Here is a 14,505-nt window from a genome sequence, read left to right on the forward strand (position 1 = left end):
GTATGAAGTGAAACGTTCTATCGTCAAAAATGCTAGCTTACTGGGGTTATTCGCCCTCCTGTGTACCGCCTTGGTCGCCCTGGTGAACCAGTTCACCTTCGAGCGGATCAAGCAGCAGCAAGATCTCGAGCTGATGCGCACCCTGCATCAGATCATCCCAGATGAGATACATGACAACGCGCTGATCGAGCACTGCATCCTGATCCAGGACGCCGACGTGCTGGGCATAGATGAGCCCCTACCCGCCTACATCGCCAGCCAAGGCGGCGAACCTGTGGCCATCGCCATGGAAACCGTCGCACCAGATGGCTATAACGGCCAAATTAAGCTGATCGTCGCCATCGATGCCAAGGGCGAGGTTCTCGGCGTGCGTACCCTCAACCATAACGAGACGCCTGGCCTTGGAGACAAGATAGATCTGCGTAAGTCTACCTGGGTACTGGGCTTTAAGGGCCAGAGTATTCAGGGCGAGCAAGATAAACGCTGGGCGGTGAAGAAAGATGGCGGTCAGTTCGATCAGTTTACCGGCGCTACCATCACCCCAAGGGCCTATGTCGGCGCCGTTAAGCGCACCCTGGCCTACTTTAACGCCAACAAGCAGACCCTGTTAAACCGCCCTGCCAACTGTGAGGTCCAGTATGAGTAACTATCGCGATATCGCCTGGCAAGGACTGTGGAAGAATAACCCGGGCCTAGTACAGCTCCTGGGCCTGTGCCCGCTGCTTGCGGTCACCGCCACCCTGACCAATGCCATCGGGCTGGGGCTAGCGACACTGGTAGTCTTGGTCGGCTCCAACGTGCTCGTCTCTCTGGTGCGAGAGTTTGTGCCCAAGGAGATCCGCATCCCGGTGTTTGTGATGATCATCGCGGCCTTGGTGACCTGTGTGCAGCTGCTGATCAACGCCTATGCCTATGGCCTCTACCTGTCACTGGGGATCTTCTTGCCGCTTATCGTCACCAACTGCGTTATCATTGGCCGCGCCGAAGCCTTCGCCTCACGCAACAGCGTTGTTAAGGCGGCGTTCGATGGCCTGATGATGGGACTGGGCTTCACCCTAGTGCTCATGCTGTTAGGCGCTTGTCGCGAGGTTTTGGGCCAGGGCACTCTGTTTGACGGCGCCGATCTGCTCCTTGGCGACTGGGCCAAGGGGCTAACGGTTCACCTCTGGCAGGTGGATACCAACTTTCTGCTGGCCATGCTACCGCCTGGCGCCTTTATCGCCATGGGGTTTCTCATCGCCGTCAAGAACATGATCGACAAACAGCTCGAGGCGCGTAAACCTGCCCCAGAGGCTGCCCCAGCCGTCACCCGCGCACGTATTACCAAGGTGAGTTAAGTTATGAATACCGAGAAGCGTCGTAGGATTCTAGAGATCTTTCGCGATAACAACCCTAAGCCAGAGACCGAGCTTAACTTCTCTTCTCCCTTCGAGCTGCTAGTTGCCGTTACCCTATCGGCCCAGGCCACGGACGTGAGCGTCAACAAGGCCACAGATAAGCTGTTTCCGGTCGCCAATACCGCCCAGGCTATCTATGACTTAGGCGTAGAGGGACTCAAAGAATATATCAAGACCATAGGCCTCTATAACAACAAGGCGATCAACGTCATCAAGGCCTGCGAGATCTTGCTTGAGAAGCATGGTGGCGAGGTACCCGAAGACAGAGAAGCCCTCGAGGCCCTGCCCGGTGTGGGTCGTAAGACCGCCAACGTGGTATTAAACACCGCCTTCGGCTGGCCGACCATTGCCGTCGACACCCATATCTTTCGCGTCGCCAACCGCACTAAATTTGCCATGGGCAAGAACGTGGATCAGGTCGAGCAGAAGATGTTGAAGGTGGTACCGGCCGAGTTTAAGGTAGATGTGCACCACTGGTTTATTCTTCACGGGCGTTATACCTGTGTCGCCCGCAAGCCAAGATGCGGCAGCTGTTTGATTGAAAATTTGTGTGAGTTCAAAGAGAAGGTCTATCCAGACGAATAGGCGTTCACGCTTACGCTAGCTCTTAAGTTAAAACACTTGAATATCAAAGATAAAAAAGCCGCAGATGCGGCTTTTTTCAGTTTCAATAGCGAGGGTTCGCTGCTGAATTAAAACATACAGACAAAAAACACAGATAGAAACACTGCTATGGTGACCGTTAATCCCAGGGCCATTTTCAATTCGGTTGGCATCGACATCTCCTCTAATAACCAGATCTCATTATCTCAGTCATCGGGTTGAACGCTAGTGAGATAGCCGCATTTTGTGAGCCGGATCATGTCAAGTTAAGCCTGTTTTACTCGGCCTATCCTTGAGCAAGCAAACCGATAGAGCTGATTTAAATAGCGGATAAATAAGGTATACTTGAGCCTAGCATTTCCCTAAAAAGAGGTCCTTATGGCACAACTTTTACACACCATGCTGAGAGTCGGCGATCTCGATCGTAGTATACATTTTTACACCGAGATCCTGGGCATGAAGCTACTGCGCAAGTCTGAGAATCCTGAATACCGCTATACCCTGGCCTTCGTTGGCTTCGACGAAGAGGCGACTGGCGCCGCCGTGGTCGAGCTCACCTACAACTGGGATACAGACGAGTATGATCTCGGCACCGGCTTTGGCCATCTGGCCATTGGTGAAGAGGATATCTACAGCCGCTGCGCCGCTATCGAAGCCGCCGGTGGTAAGGTGACACGTCAGCCAGGCCCTGTGGCCGGTGGCACGACTGAGATCGCTTTTGTGGAAGACCCTGATGGCTACAAGATAGAGTTTATTCAGATGAAATCTGCCCAACATGGCTTAGGTTGATCGTTAAACTTGCATAAAAAAAGCGCCCTAGGGCGCTTTTTTATTTCCAACGACTCGTTAGAACTTAACGGTTACACCGCCGTAGATCTGGCGACCGATAGTGTCGTAAACCTCAGGCACTGTGCCCGCCTCATTACCACTTGCCACCATCACAGGCTTCTCGTCGGTGAAGTTCTTCACACCCAGGCTTGCCGTGATGCTGTCGTTGATGTGGTACATACCCGAGATGTTGTGGTATAGCACCGAATCAACCGTGTCACCATAGTTGATGTCGTCCATCTCACCAATATAACGGTTAGAGTACATCAGGCTCCAGTCACCCTGACCCGCCTTAACGCTGAAGTTATTCTTCACCTTAGCATAGCCACCGAACATACCGCCGATGGTGCCAGTGTAGTCGATGCCATCCTGTTCAAACTCGAGCAGGTAAGTCAGATCGTTGCTGATGCTCCAATCCAGCCCCAGGCCTTCGAAACGGTAAGCCAGGTTAAAGTCGACACCACTGGTGTCTTGGTAGCCCACGTTGGTCAGCGGGTTAGTCAGGTTCTCCAGGTTACCGTCGGGCGTGATGCCGAAGGTTTCACAGGCTGTAGCATCACCGGCGTGACAGGCATTCAGACCTGCCTGAACGTCCAGACGCGAGATAGCGTCGGTGATCTTGAAGCGCCAGTAGTCCAGGGTCAGCGACATGCCATCGATATAGCTTGGCGAGTAGACCAGACCAGCAGTGTAAGACTCTGAAGACTCCGCCTTAAGATCGGGATCTGAGGTGTAGTTCACCAGGATCTGTGGGTCTTGCTCGTTGCCCCAAGGATCGTCCAGGTAGTCGTATGAACCTACGTTACCCCCGAACAGCTCGCTCACGTTTGGCGCACGGAAACCGGTAGCCGCCACGGCGCGAAGCATAAGGTCGTCGGTCGCCTCATAGGTCAAACCTATCTTCCAGGTCGATGCGTTACCAAAAGTAGAGTAATCATCGAAACGCAGCGCAAATTCACCGGTTAGCTTATCGGTGAAAGGTACGCTCACCTCTTGATAGACAGACACCACGCTGTAGCTTCCATCGGTAGGATCTTGCTGGGCTGCAGTGCCTTCACCGGCGACAATCACTGGATCTGGATTGTAGTAGCCGCTGTCATGGCGATACTCGGCGCCAATCGCATAAGCCACTGGGCCCGCTTCCAGGTCGAAGGCTTCGCCGCTGATCACGCCAGAGACGATATGCTGCTCGTTACCACCTGTCGTGCTTTCCAGGTAGCTGATATCGTCGACAATACCTTGGGACAGTGGGTCGCCGCTAAACCAGGCATCCTGGTTGTCATAGACAGACTGCTCCATATTCTTGGCATTGATTGAGTTGTGCACCCAGGTCTCGGCCTTGTTCTTGCCATAGGTGTAAGAGAGATCCCAGGCGATGCCGGTGTGCACGTCGAACTCACCGGCTAGACCGGCTGATACACGTAGTGTGTCAGTGTCTTGCTCGTAGATACGATTACCCGCATCTGTGGTTCTTCTGCGGTATTCCACGCGGCCTTGATCGTCAGGCGAGATACCACCGGCAATCATCTCGTCGGTTAGTGTGATACAGTTGCCTGTCGAGCTTGGTGTGCACACATCCAACATCACAGAGGCTGGCTGCGCCGCCATCATCTGCTCAGACTGCCGCTTGGTATAAAGCAGGTCGCCGGTAAAGACGATATCGTTGGCAAACTCTTGGGTTGCATTGGCAAAGAAGCTGTAACGCTCGTTTGGCGTCTGTAGCCAGCTGTCCTGGGTATAGTCATAACCTTCGGTGCGATCGACCCAGTTGCCGTCCTCGTCTTGCACCTTGCCGCCTAACGATCCGGTTGGGATGAAGCTACTGGCGCCCTTCTCTACCCAGTCGCGATCCTTTTGCATCACGCCGCCGCGGTCTGAGTAAGCCAGACCAAAGGTGTAGTTACCACCGTCGGTGTTGAAACCGTAAAGCGCGCTGATCTCAACGTTCTCACCATCTCCCTTGTCGGTCGCGCCGCCATTGATATCCAGCTGGAAACCTTCGAAATCTTTCTTGGTGATGATGTTAACCACACCGGCAATGGCGTCAGAACCATAAACCGCCGAGGCACCGTCCTTTAAGATCTCCACACGGGCGATCATCGCCACTGGGATAGTGTTTAAATCCACTGCACTGTCGGCGCCCGAACCTGAGTTCACCATGCGGCGACCATTTAACAGCACCAGGGTACGGCTTGCGCCCATACCACGCAGATCCACCTGGGCGACACCGTCGGCACCATTGTTAGTGGTAGAACCCACTGCCATACCGGCCATGGCAGGTTGCGCCTGTAGGATCTCATCGACTGAGTTGTAACCCTCGGCGCGAATGGCACTGGCGTCGATAACGGTAACCGGTGAAGCCGTTTCCATGTCCTGACGTTGAATGCGTGAACCCGTTACCGCGATACGTTCAAAAGAGGCACTTTCTTCGGCAGCAACGGCATTGTTGGCAACAAAAACTCCGCTGGTCGACACTGTCGCAATTAAACTTAATTTAACTGCCGCAGCTAATCTGCTTGTTTTAATCATGTAGGTCTACTCCCTAATTCAATTTTTATTCGGCGCCGTTCTTTTATTTATTCAACGCTCAATTCGATACTCTCCTTTCGCCCCAGAGGCGTCAACCCACCAATTTATTAACCAATGAAAAATAAAAGTTAATACCAGGTATTATTTAAGTAACATTGCAAGTTTAATATTTCATCCCGATGAGTGAATAAGCATTCAGCTGGTTTAATTAACTAGAAAATTTGATCCGAGCCAGTGTTTTACTCGGTAAGAGCCGCAACACAATCACAACGCACACAAAAGACAAAAGTGTGATCACCGTCACAAACAAACGGTCTAAACACATGTTTCAATCCGGCATTTTTACCCTGCAGGTACATAAAGACGCCACCATTAACAAATCCGCCGAGTTAATCCTTAAATGAATAAGGATGCTAAGAAGCAATTAGGCTCACTTGTTACAATATTTTACAAATGCGGAGAAAAACAGCGTTAGTTAACTTATCTCACCACCGCGCTTCCATCCCACAGCATTAAATCAGTTACAGGCTTAACGTATTTAAATTTAACGATTAAGCACATACAAAATTAATAAAGCGGATATAAATCAGACTTTCATTTAAATACACCCAAGCTTTCCCGCGAATTAACAAAATCACTAACAATTAGGCTTATTAAATAATATAGATGTGACGTTTTGTATCTTTTATTCCCTTAACAGGAACTCTCTTAGCTTAAATTTTGAACTAATGGACTCAGGAATAAGATTCAGGGATAGGGAGAAAGCAACCGACTCGAATCATCGGCCTGATTGAATAGAAATTCGAAAGCCCCCAGCAACGACAAAGCGACACAGCCGCTAGGTTATCGCGCTCACGGAACACTCTTAAAGGTGTTCATTGAACGCCTCAGATTACAAGCGTTGATTATTTGTTCATACCCGGAGACGCTGGGTAAACAGCAATGGAATAGATTCTAGAGACATCAGGTGCAGATAGCCTAATGAACAGCCACTAAACACAAAAAAGCGCGGCCTCTCGACCACGCTTCTTACCATTCGTACTCACCAATGTGATAGGTGAAAGGCATTCGCCTCGACAATTATTCCGGCTGGATCAGGTTGAAATGTTGATAGGCTCTGGCGGTAGCGATACGCCCTCTTGGGGTGCGCTGAATGAAGCCTTGTTGGATCAGAAAGGGTTCGAGCACATCTTCTATGGTTTCCCGCTCCTCGCCGATGGCCGCGGCCAGGTTATCCAAGCCTACCGGGCCACCCATAAACTTATCTATGATGGCCAGCAGCAGTTTACGATCCATATAGTCGAAACCTTCGACATCCACATCCAGCATATCCAGGGCACTCTCGGCGACGGCCTTGTTGATCTCGCCGTCATGTTTCACCTCGGCGTAGTCTCGCACCCGTCTAAGCAAACGATTGGCTATACGCGGCGTACCGCGTGAACGTCTGGCCACTTCCACCGCGCCCTCATTATCGATTGGCAGCTCAAGTACCTTGGCGGAGCGCGTAACGATACTGCTGAGATCTTTGACATTGTAAAACTCGAGGCGCAGGGGTATGCCGAAACGAGCCCGTAGCGGTGATGTCAGCGCGCCGGCGCGGGTGGTGGCGCCAATCAGGGTAAAAGGCGGTAACTCTAACTTAATGGAGCGGGCGGCTGGTCCCTCGCCAATCATGATATCCAGCTGATAATCTTCCATCGCCGGGTAGAGGATCTCCTCCACCACGGGGCTTAACCTGTGGATCTCATCGATAAAGAGTACATCACCGGCCTCTAGGTTAGTGAGCAGGGCCGCGAGATCCCCCGCCTTCTCCAGCACAGGGCCCGAGGTCGACTTGATGTTAACCCCCATCTCGTTGGCGACGATCATGGCCAGCGTGGTCTTACCCAAGCCGGGTGGTCCGTAGATCAACATATGATCCAGGGCCTCTCCACGCTTCTGGGCCGCCTCGATGAACACCTTAAGCTGAGCACGGGTATCGTCCTGGCCCGTGTATTCATCCAACAGCTTAGGACGCATCGCTCTGTCTATCTGTTCGTCCCGCTCCTCTGTGCCTTGGGGCTGGGCGTGAACTAACCTATCGGCTTCAATCATCTATTTCTCACTCTAGCGCTAGAGCATCGATTTCAGCGATGCCTTGATCAAGGTTTCCGAATCCATGCCCTCTTCGAAGACACTGGATACCGCCTTACTGGCCTGTGCCGGCTTATATCCTAACGCCAAAAGCGCCGAGATGGCATCTTCTTCGGCGCTGTTCACCTCGGGTGCCGGGGTATAGTTTGACTGCAGCACGAACTCGCGCTCGTTACCGTGGGACGCTTCCATCAGGCTCTTGAGCTTGTCACGCATCTCGACCAGCAAGCGCTCGGCGGTCTTCTTGCCGACACCCGGCAGCTTCACCAGAGTGGCGATGTCGTCGTGTTCGACACACTTAACGAACTCGGCCGCCGTCATGCCTGAGAGTATGGTCAGCGCCAGCTTTGGGCCGACGCCATTAGTCTTGATAAGCAGCCTGAACAGCGCCCTTTCCTGCTTGCTCATAAAACCATAAAGCAGCTGAGCATCTTCTCGCACCACGAAATGGGTGTAGATCACCGCCTCCTGGTTTAGCTCGGGTAGCTCGTAAAAACTGGTCAGCGGCATCTGCACCTCATAGCCGACGCCAGCGGTTTCGATTAGCACCTCGGGCGCCTGTTTCTCCACCAGTAATCCCCGTAAACGACCTATCATCTATATCTTCCGTAAGTTCTCGCGCTCGCCTTACCGCCCATTGCGATCAGGCTCTGATATGTGTGGAAGTGGCACAGGGCAACCCCCAGGGCATCGGCCGCATCGGCCTGTGGCGCCGAAGGCAATTTGAGGATCTGTTGCACCATGTGCTGCACCTGGCTCTTCTGCGCCCGCCCCGTACCGACTACGGCATTCTTGATCTGGGTGGCCGAGTATTCGGCCACCGGCAGATCGGCATTGGTGGCGGCGACTATGGCTGCCCCACGCGCCTGACCAAGCTTTAATGCCGAATCGGCGTTCTTGGCCAGAAACACCCGCTCGATGGCAAATTCATCCGGCTGGTATTGGCGAATGATCTCGCTGATCCCATCGAATATCACCTTGAGGCGGGAGGGCAGATCATCCGATTGGGTGCGAATACAGCCGCTGCCAAGGTATATCTGTTGCCGCCCCTGGCACTGGATCACCCCATAACCTGTGATCCGCGAGCCGGGATCCACCCCCAAGATTATCGGCATGGCTTGCCTATTCTAGGCTGGCTAAGATCTCGTCAGAGATCTCGGCGTTATGATAGACCTCTTGCACATCGTCATGATCTTCAAGGTTATCGATAAGACGCAGGAACTTAGGGGCAGTAGCCGCGTCCAGTTCCGCCTTAGTCGAAGGCACCATAGTCACCTCGGCGTTGACTGCCTCAAGACCGGCGGCGTCCAGCGCATCCTTTACGGCACCGAAGGCTTCTGGCGTGGTGTAGACATCGATAGAGGTATCATCATTGGTGACTACATCTTCTGCGCCGGCGTCGAGCGCCGCATCCATGATGGTGTCTTCATCACTGCCTTCGGCGTAGGAGATCACGCCACGCTTCTCGAACAGATAAGCCACAGAGCCATCTGTGCCCAGGTTGCCACCTGACTTACTAAAGGCGTTACGCACGCCTGAAACGGTGCGGTTACGATTATCAGTCATGGTCTCGACCATCACGGCGGTGCCGCCCGGCCCGTAACCTTCATACATGATGGTTTCCAGCACCTGACCGTCGAGCTCACCGGCGCCACGCTTGATAGCACGCTCGACCGTGTCACGTGTCATGTTATTTGACAGGGCCTTATCGATCGCCGCCCTGAGTCTCGGGTTGGAATCGGGATCCGAGCCGCCTTCTCTGGCCGCTACCGTGAGTTCGCGTATGAATTTGGTGAAAAGTTTACCGCGTTTGGCATCTTGTGCCGCCTTGCGATGCTTGATGTTGGCCCATTTACTGTGACCGGCCATAGGGACTCCTTATTCGAGTTTTCCTCGAAAAAGCCGAGCAAGATGCTCGGCTTATTGATTCAATCTTGATTTATTCCTGCTCTTTTTTCGCTTCCACGACACTCACCCCGAGCTCCTCGAGCTGTACAGGATTAGCTAAGCCAGGCGCGTTAGTGAGCGGACAGGCTGCCGTAGTGGTCTTAGGGAAGGCCATCACGTCACGAATCGAGCTGGCACCTGTCATCAGCATGACCATACGGTCGAGGCCGAACGCCAAACCTGCGTGTGGTGGCGTACCATACTTGAGCGCCTCGAGCAGGAAGCCAAACTTCTCTTGCGCTTCCTCATCTTCGATGCCCAGGATCCTGAACACGGCCGACTGCATCTCACCATCGTGGATACGCACCGAACCACCACCCAGTTCACAACCATTGAGCACCATGTCATAAGCATCAGAGATGGCCGCGGTTGGATTGGCTTCCAGTTCGGCAGGGGTAATACCACTCGGCGCGGTAAACGGGTGATGCATGGCATGCAAGCCGCCATCGGATGTGCGCTCGAACATTGGGAAATCAACCACCCAAAGCGGCTTCCAGTCACCTTCGAGCAGTTCGAAATCTTCACCTACTTTCAGACGCAACGCGCCCATGGCTTCTGCCACTATGTTTGCTTTATCGGCACCGAACAGGATTAGGTCACCGTTGGTCGCAGCGGTGCGATCCAGAATCCCCTTAACCACCTCTTCGCTGAGGAACTTAAGCACTGGCGACTGAATGCCTTCCAGGCCTTTCTCCAGCTCGTTCACCTTCATCCATGCCAAGCCTTTGGCGCCATAGATGTTGACATACTTGCCATACTCATCGAGCTGCTTGCGAGACAGGCTAGCACCGCCCGGGACACACAGCACGGCGACGCGGCCTTCGCTGTCGTTAGCCGGCTCCTGGAACACCTTGAAGTCGACATCTTTAACTAAATCGGCAACATCGACCAACTCCAGCGGGTTACGAAGGTCTGGCTTGTCTGAGCCATAACGACGCATCGCCTCGGCGAAGCTCATCTTAGGAAACTCGCCCAGGTCGACATCAAGCAGCTCTTTAAACAGGCTGCGAACCATCTCTTCTGTCTTATCCATCACCTCGGCAGAGGTCATGAATGAAGTTTCGATATCGATCTGGGTAAATTCAGGCTGACGGTCGGCGCGCAGATCTTCATCACGGAAACATTTAACGATCTGATAGTAGCGATCGAAACCAGACATCATCAGCAGCTGCTTAAACAGCTGTGGCGATTGTGGCAGCGCGAAGAACTGGCCCTTGTAGGTACGGCTAGGTACCAGGTAGTCCCTTGCCCCTTCCGGTGTCGCCTTGGTCAGGATAGGTGTTTCGATATCGAGGAAGCCGTTGCTGTCGAGGAAACGACGCACGGCACTGGTGACCTTAGAGCGGAAGATGATGCGCTCGGCCATCTCTGGGCGACGCAGATCCAGGTAGCGATACTTAAGACGCTGCTCTTCGGTGTTGTGTTGATTTTTGTCCATGTTGATCGGCAATGCCGGTGCGCTGTTGAGGATAGTCAGCGCCTTACCCAGCACCTCTATCTCACCGGTACGCATCTGATCGTTGATCTGGCTGTCGGGACGGGCACGTACCAGGCCTTTCACCTGAACACAGAACTCACTGCGCAGTGTGCTGGCGACATCGAATACCTCTGGCAGATCAGGGTCATACACCACCTGAATCACGCCTTCACGGTCACGCAAATCCAGAAAAACCACGCCGCCGAGATCGCGACTACGATTCACCCAACCTACGAGAGTAACTTCTTCCCCAACATGAGACCGATTAACGTCTCCACAATAATGACTGCGCATCTAACACTTTCCTTTCATCCATCAAGGCCGTGCTTGAGGATATTCTATACATGACAAAAGCGGCATTATAGTGAAATATTGCCGATTTCAAAACAACTTCATCCGCTTAAAATGAAGTAAACCTTTGGGTTGGATAAATATCCATCAAATCCTGAACTGGGGTCACTATTCAGGCGCTGTGATAGCAACGCCCCCCCTGTTTCGCCGCCCGAGACATCAACTTATCGGCGGTCTTCAGCAGTTCCACCACAGTGTCGCCATCGTTTGGGAACATGGCCACCCCAATGCTGACCGATAGTGCCACATCCAGGCCATTGATGGCAAAGGGGGCGCTAAATCCTCCCACTATACCGTCGGCCACCTGACACACGGTATCGAGATCTTTGCTGCGATTAAGTAGCATCACAAATTCGTTACCGCCGAAACGCGCCAGGGTGTCCGACTTACGCACCGCCGACTTGAGCCGCGAAGCTCCCTTGGCCAGCACGCTGTCACCTATCTGATGACCATAGGTCTGGTTGATCTCGCGCATATTATCGAAGCTGATAAAGAGTACGGCAAAAGGTTGCATCTCCCGCCGGTGAAGCAGCATAGACTGGTGAAGTCTGTCATCGAGCAGGCTGCGATTGGGCAGACCCGTTAAGGCATCGAACTGGCCCGCACGCGTCAACTCATGCGCCATCTCTCTGGCGGTCGTTAGGCGGGCACGCCGGCCTCGCCACACAAGATACACGATCAAGACGAAGCTCAGCAGAGCCAACAGGTAGAAGGCACTGCGGTAATTTAACATCGCCTTCCAGCCCGGCGCCTCATCCTTCACCCAATGCTGATAGATAGCCTCTTGGCGTTCAGGGGTTAACTGACCGATGGCCTGATCCCACAGCGGAACTAACTCGCTATGTTTAGGATGCATAGCGAAATGGCTCTGCTGCTGAGAAAAATCGGCCAATACAGACATCTTAAGGGTCTTATAATCTGACTCTTTTAGCACCATGGCCATATTGATCACCTTCTCGATGAAGGCGTCGGCCTTGCCCTGAGCCACGGCATCGACGCCGGCGCGGCTATTGGGCACGATCACCAATTCGATCCCCAGCGCCTTGTTCATCAGATTGGCAATCAGATGATAGCCCTCGACGATGGCCAGGCGTTTACCACTCATCTGGCTCAAGTTAAATACGGTGACCTGGCTTAGGTTGGTTACCAGGCCCCAGGGCGACGGCCAATAAGGGCTGGTAAAGGCCAGTTCACGCTCGCGCTCCGGTGTATGGGCCACGCTACCCACTATGTCTACCTCACCCAGCTTAAGTGCCTCGAGCAGACTGCTCCAACGTTCGAACGCCACACCCTCAAGCTTTAGGCCAAGCTGCTCGGCGACCCAATGACTTATCTCGCTGTTGATCCCCATAAATTCACCACCCTGGCCCTGATACTCCATGGGTGCCCAGGCGGAAAGATAGCCGACTCTTAAGGTGCCTAAGCTGTCCAGGTAACGTCTCTGACTCGAGGTGATAATGAGCGGATTCATCAGCGACTGGACGCTTCTGTCGTCTCTATCCAAGATCCACTTATTCTCTATGGCGGCCAACTCCGCCGTACTGATCAGACGAAAGCCAGCGGCGATGCGCTGAGCCAGCCCCTTATCTTCATTTCGGGTCAAGGCATAGATGTCTGTGGTAAAGGCCAACTTGCGGTATTGATGAAAGTCGGTCCAGGAATCGGCCCGGAGTAGATAATGCTGAGTCCAGGCCGAAGATGCGACGAAGGCGGCGATATGCCCCTGCTGGGCGGCTTCGATCATCTTGGTCACATCGGTATAGAGTTTAAGCTCTGAATCCGGCAACGCCTGCTGTAGCTTATCCAGATAGGGGGCCGTCGGCACGGTTCCGACACGTTTACCCTTTAATTCATCTAGACTGCCAAGGGGCCTGCCATAACTGAAGAGTCGGCTCTTCACCTGATAGGTCCGCCAGGCACGGGTAAGATTACTCTTCATGGTATCGCTTTCGGGATAGCCCACATGAATATCGGCACGATGAAACCTCAGCTCATCCAGGCCGTCTTCCATCGCGGCGGGGCGAAACTCCACCTCTATTCCCGTCTTCTTAGACCAGAGTTTCCAGATATCGATGTAAAGTCCATGTGGTTCCCCATCGCCGCCGGTATCGACAAAGGGTTGAATACCAGTGGTGGTGGCGATAACCAAGGTATTGGCATCATGACTAAACCCCAACCAACGCTTGTCTATCTCTGCCCGGCTAAGATGACTCAAACGCTCGAAGCCACGGTTGATCTCAGTGATCAGATTGAGCCGCCCCTTGCTGACTGCGGGCACCAGGGCCGTCTTCTTGATCAGCAGGCGATTATCCAGGGGAAACTCTTCCAACACGGCGCGGCTGACGGCGTTATCCTTTAAATAACCTTCCATGCCGGCAAAGACATCGACCTCACCCGCCACAACCCCGCGCAGCAGATCGGCGCGACTATTATAGTAACGGTAACTCAGCCCATTAACCTGCTGATTGAGAATGGATTCATGGGAAGAACCCGCCACTATGCCGATACGATAAGGCTGGAGATCGCTAAAACTCTTCTTGCCTTTTAGCGTATTGCGCATGTAGAGATAGGTACTGACATGGGCTATCGGCGCCGCAAAATCGAAATTCTGTGCCCGCTCCTTGGTGATCCCAAGGCCGATATGGATATCGGCATCGCCCTGAGCCAGCTGTTTCAGGGAGTCATGCCAATGACGGGCAACGAAGACCACAGGCACTTGAGTCTGGGACGACCATTCACGCCACAGGTCTACCAAGACACCTTTCGCATCACCGTTTTCATCGACAAACTGATAAGGATAACTGTCTTCCCCCATCACTAATACCAGTGGGGCTTGCTGCTCTTCGGCCGCCACTTGACTACTCAACACTAGGCATAGCACCAAGGCGGCAGTGCCCAAAACAAAATGAGCCATCATAAGCCGCACAAAGGCCATGTGCGCCCAAAGCAAGCGCCGCGCGACGATGCAGGCCGAAGCAAAAGTGTGTAGTGGTGTCAAAGGTCGGTCCCAGTTTTCTATTATCATTTTTATATCAAGGCAAGCCATCACTTGTTCTAAAAACAGCCCCTTATAAAAAAGGCTTTTAAAAGGCAGCTTATATCACAAGCCGGCTACATAAATAACCTCGGCGCCCTCGCTCGGTTCACTAAGTCACCGCGCTGTAAAATATATGTTGTTATTAGGATATTAGACAGAATTTTATTCCTAATTACCAGTACCAGTCTTGCTGCGAACTGTTA

Annotated in this window: 11 protein-coding genes; 4 read left to right on the forward strand and 7 right to left on the reverse strand. The window is 53.1% G+C overall.

The window, feature by feature from the left end; all coding sequences use genetic code 11:
• Positions 1-7: 7 nt before the first annotated feature.
• From rsxG to gloA, 4 genes are all read left to right on the forward strand, one after another.
• Entirely contained in the window at positions 8-646 is a 639-nt protein-coding gene (gene rsxG, locus GNT65_RS02005; RefSeq protein WP_160793432.1) for an electron transport complex subunit RsxG, read from the forward strand.
• A complete protein-coding gene (locus GNT65_RS02010; RefSeq protein ID WP_160793433.1) occupies positions 639-1,337 on the forward strand; it encodes an electron transport complex subunit E in 699 nt (232 codons plus the stop codon). The genes rsxG and GNT65_RS02010 overlap by 8 nt, the downstream gene beginning before the upstream one ends.
• A gap of 3 nt (positions 1,338-1,340) precedes the next feature.
• Complete coding sequence (nth, locus tag GNT65_RS02015) at positions 1,341-1,982, forward strand: endonuclease III (protein WP_160793434.1); 642 nt, start codon at positions 1,341-1,343, stop codon at positions 1,980-1,982.
• A gap of 396 nt (positions 1,983-2,378) precedes the next feature.
• Positions 2,379-2,789, forward strand: coding sequence for a lactoylglutathione lyase (gene gloA, locus GNT65_RS02020; protein WP_160793435.1), 411 nt, complete (start codon positions 2,379-2,381; stop codon positions 2,787-2,789).
• A 57-nt stretch (positions 2,790-2,846) separates the two neighbouring features.
• On the opposite strand, the gene GNT65_RS02025 is transcribed toward gloA, so the two are convergent.
• The 7 genes from GNT65_RS02025 to GNT65_RS02055 form a co-directional block, all read right to left on the reverse strand.
• Positions 2,847-5,357 (reverse strand): TonB-dependent receptor plug domain-containing protein, encoded by a 2,511-nt coding sequence (locus GNT65_RS02025; RefSeq protein ID WP_160793436.1) that lies wholly within the window; start codon positions 5,355-5,357, stop codon positions 2,847-2,849.
• A 1,080-nt stretch (positions 5,358-6,437) separates the two neighbouring features.
• Positions 6,438-7,451, reverse strand: a complete 1,014-nt coding sequence (gene ruvB / locus GNT65_RS02030; protein WP_160793437.1) for a Holliday junction branch migration DNA helicase RuvB — start codon at positions 7,449-7,451, stop codon at positions 6,438-6,440.
• An 18-nt stretch (positions 7,452-7,469) separates the two neighbouring features.
• Positions 7,470-8,087 (reverse strand): Holliday junction branch migration protein RuvA, encoded by a 618-nt coding sequence (gene ruvA, locus GNT65_RS02035; protein ID WP_160793438.1) that lies wholly within the window; start codon positions 8,085-8,087, stop codon positions 7,470-7,472.
• Positions 8,084-8,605: a crossover junction endodeoxyribonuclease RuvC gene (gene ruvC, locus GNT65_RS02040; RefSeq protein WP_160793439.1), complete on the reverse strand. Its 522-nt coding sequence runs from the start codon at positions 8,603-8,605 to the stop codon at positions 8,084-8,086. The genes ruvA and ruvC overlap by 4 nt, the downstream gene beginning before the upstream one ends.
• Positions 8,606-8,612: 7 nt before the next feature.
• A complete protein-coding gene (locus GNT65_RS02045; protein ID WP_041511163.1) occupies positions 8,613-9,359 on the reverse strand; it encodes a YebC/PmpR family DNA-binding transcriptional regulator in 747 nt (248 codons plus the stop codon).
• A gap of 70 nt (positions 9,360-9,429) precedes the next feature.
• Positions 9,430-11,208, reverse strand: a complete 1,779-nt coding sequence (aspS, locus tag GNT65_RS02050) for an aspartate--tRNA ligase (protein WP_160793440.1) — start codon at positions 11,206-11,208, stop codon at positions 9,430-9,432.
• A 169-nt stretch (positions 11,209-11,377) separates the two neighbouring features.
• A complete protein-coding gene (locus GNT65_RS02055; RefSeq protein WP_338091754.1) occupies positions 11,378-14,134 on the reverse strand; it encodes a transporter substrate-binding domain-containing protein in 2,757 nt (918 codons plus the stop codon).
• Positions 14,135-14,505 lie beyond the last annotated feature (371 nt).

Source organism: Shewanella insulae, from assembly GCF_009831655.1.
Taxonomy (GTDB): Bacteria; Pseudomonadota; Gammaproteobacteria; order Enterobacterales; family Shewanellaceae; genus Shewanella; species Shewanella insulae.

What these genes read in the sequence shown, in the direction of transcription:
- GNT65_RS02010 (WP_160793433.1), top strand. Translation starts at nt 639, where the DNA reads ATGAGTAACTATCGCGATATCGCCTGGCAAGGACTGTGGAAGAATAAC.
- nth (WP_160793434.1), top strand. Translation starts at nt 1,341, where the DNA reads ATGAATACCGAGAAGCGTCGTAGGATTCTAGAGATCTTTCGCGATAAC.
- gloA (WP_160793435.1), top strand. Translation starts at nt 2,379, where the DNA reads ATGGCACAACTTTTACACACCATGCTGAGAGTCGGCGATCTCGATCGT.
- GNT65_RS02025 (WP_160793436.1), bottom strand. Translation starts at nt 5,357, where the DNA reads ATGATTAAAACAAGCAGATTAGCTGCGGCAGTTAAATTAAGTTTAATT.
- ruvB (WP_160793437.1), bottom strand. Translation starts at nt 7,451, where the DNA reads ATGATTGAAGCCGATAGGTTAGTTCACGCCCAGCCCCAAGGCACAGAG.
- ruvA (WP_160793438.1), bottom strand. Translation starts at nt 8,087, where the DNA reads ATGATAGGTCGTTTACGGGGATTACTGGTGGAGAAACAGGCGCCCGAG.
- ruvC (WP_160793439.1), bottom strand. Translation starts at nt 8,605, where the DNA reads ATGCCGATAATCTTGGGGGTGGATCCCGGCTCGCGGATCACAGGTTAT.
- GNT65_RS02045 (WP_041511163.1), bottom strand. Translation starts at nt 9,359, where the DNA reads ATGGCCGGTCACAGTAAATGGGCCAACATCAAGCATCGCAAGGCGGCA.
- aspS (WP_160793440.1), bottom strand. Translation starts at nt 11,208, where the DNA reads ATGCGCAGTCATTATTGTGGAGACGTTAATCGGTCTCATGTTGGGGAA.